Raw genomic sequence first — 2437 nt, forward strand, 5'->3', positions numbered from 1 at the left:
CTCGCGGCCCGGCTGCGCCGCGCGCTGCCCGCCGCCGACCCCGCCGAGATCGACACCGCGTCCGAGGTGATGCTGCGGGTCGCGGTGTCGGTGCTGCTGATGCCGGGCGGCGGCATCCCGCTGAGTGACGAGTCCGACATCCGCGCTTTCGCCCGCGATCATCTCAGCCGGCTGCTGCCGGGTTAGGCTGCAACTCCGAATCTCGTTCTAGACGCCGGAGGCGCGGATGGAATCGGCGATCGTCGCGACCCGACAGGGCAAGGTCCGGGGCAGGGTCCTGGAGAACGGCGTCTCGGCCTACCTCGGCATCCCGTACGCCGCGCCGCCGTTCGGCGAGAACCGCTTCCGCGAGCCGCGCCCGCCGCGTCCCTGGGACGGCGTCCGCGACGCCGCCGAGTACGGCGCGACCGTCCCCAAACCCCGCTACCCGAGGCCGTTCGACCGGCTCCTCCCCGACCCCGACGTCCCGGGCGAGGACTGCCTCAACCTCAACGTCTGGACGCCCGATCCCGGCCAGGCGGGCCTGCCCGTCATGGTCTGGATCCACGGCGGCGCGTTCCGCAACGGCTCCGGCGCGGTGCCGGTCTACTCGGGCGCGAACTTCGCCCGCGACGGCGTCGTCTTCGTCACCCTCAACTACCGCCTCGGCGTCGAGGGCTTCGCGCACTTCCCGGACGCGCCGTCCAACCGCGGCCTGCGCGACCAGATCCTCGCCCTCACCTGGGTCCGCGACAACATCGCCGCGTTCGGCGGTGACCCGGGCAACGTCACGGTCTTCGGCGAGTCCGCGGGCGCGATGAGCGTCACCACCTTGCTCTCCCTGGACCTCGGCCTCTTCCGCCGCGCCGCCGCCCAGAGCGGTGGCGGCAACGTCGCCCAGACGCCCGAGGACGCCGCGCTCATCACCGCCGAGACCGCCGCCCGCCTGGGCGTCGAACCCACGGCCGCCGCGTTCGCCGAGCTCCCGCCGTCCCGGATCATCCCGGTCCAGGCGGCCGTCGCCGCCGAGGTCTCCATGCTCCCCGACCCCGGCCGCTGGGGCGTCACGACCGCGCGCACCGCGATGTCCCACGTCCCCGTCCTGGACGGCGACCTGCTGGCCCGCCGCCCCGAGGACGCCATCGCGGACGGCGCGGGCGCCGACACGGACCTGCTCATCGGCTACAACGCCGAGGAGTTCCGCCTCTTCCTCATGCCGAACGGCCTGGCCGGGCTCATCACCGACGACATCATGCGGCCCATGGCGTCCGCGATGGGCGTCCCCGAGGGCGTCATCGACGCCCACCGCGGCCTGCACGAGAGCCCCGGCGAGCTCCTCGCGGCCGTCATCTCCGAGTCCCTCTTCCGCATCCCGGCGATCCGCGTCGCCGAGAAGCACCGTGCGCGCACGTGGATGTACGAGTTCGCGTGGCGGAGCCCGGTGCACGACCTGGGCGCGTGCCACGCCCTGGAACTGGGCTTCGTCTTCGACAACCTTCACGTCTCCGGCACCGACGGGCTCGCGGGCCCGAACCCGCCGCAGCCCCTCGCCGACACCATGCACAAGGCGTGGGTCGACTTCGCCGTGGACGGTGCTCCGGGCTGGCCCCGGTACACCCCCGGGACCCGGCAGACCCGCCGCTTCGGCGACGCCCGAAATCCTTTGGTCAGCGCACCCGGCGAGGCCCTCCGCCGCCTCTGGGACGCATAAATCGGCGCGCGTTCCAGTGCCCGGCTGTGGCAGGGTCGCCCGGTGATCAGTCTGACGCCGGTGACCCTGGACGGGGACGAGCTCGCCGAGGTGCACGCGGTCTTCGCGTCCAACCCCGCCTACTGGCGGTACAGCGGCGATCTCGACCCGGGAGCGGTGACCCCCGAGGCGGTCGAGGCGCTGGTGCGCGGTGAACTCGGCCAGGACGGCCACGAGGTGCTCGCCGCGCGGGACGAGTCCGGCGTGCTCGTCGGCTACGTCGAGATACTGCTACGGCACCCCCGCGACAAGGCCCCCTGGATCGGCTTCCTGATGGTGCACGGGGAGCGGCGCGGCCAAGGCCTCGGCCGCGCCGTCGCGGACGCGGCCGAGGCCCGGCTCCGCGACCGCGGCGACACGACGGTCTGGCTCGGCGTCCTGGAGACCAACACCGAGGCGTTCGGCTTCTGGACGGCCCTCGGCTACGAGGAGGCCGACCGCCGACCGGACGTGGCCAAGGGCCGCCCGACCATCGTCATGCGCAAGTCGCTCATCTGACCGGACCCGAGCCCGGCGTCAGCGGACCGCCGCCCGAGAGGTCAGCCGACCGCCGTCGAGAGGGAGGTCTCCCGCCAGGCTTCCAGTTCCTCGGTGACCCGGGCCAGCTTGGACTCCAGCAGGGTGACGCAGTCCTCGCCGAGCGGGACGCGGACGGGCGGGACGGGCGCGGCGACGAGCTCGACGATCGCGGCGGCGGCCTTGGCCGGG

At 73.7% G+C, this 2437-nt stretch carries 2 protein-coding genes and 1 pseudogene; all 3 read left to right on the top strand.

Annotated elements, in window-relative coordinates:
* Window positions 1-186: pseudogene (locus AB0J52_RS36335) on the top strand (TetR/AcrR family transcriptional regulator); the annotation flags it as partial.
* Between the two features lie 40 nt (window positions 187-226).
* Window positions 227-1690 (top strand): carboxylesterase/lipase family protein, encoded by a 1464-nt coding sequence (locus tag AB0J52_RS36340; protein ID WP_500187448.1) that lies wholly within the window; start codon window positions 227-229, stop codon window positions 1688-1690.
* Window positions 1691-1732: 42 nt separating this feature from the next.
* Entirely contained in the window at window positions 1733-2227 is a 495-nt protein-coding gene (locus AB0J52_RS36345) for a GNAT family N-acetyltransferase (protein ID WP_500187449.1), read from the top strand.
* The last annotated feature ends 210 nt before the right edge of the window (window positions 2228-2437 follow it).

It is taken from the genome of Spirillospora sp. NPDC049652, from assembly GCF_040675125.1.
GTDB lineage: Bacteria > Actinomycetota > Actinomycetes > Streptosporangiales > Streptosporangiaceae > Spirillospora.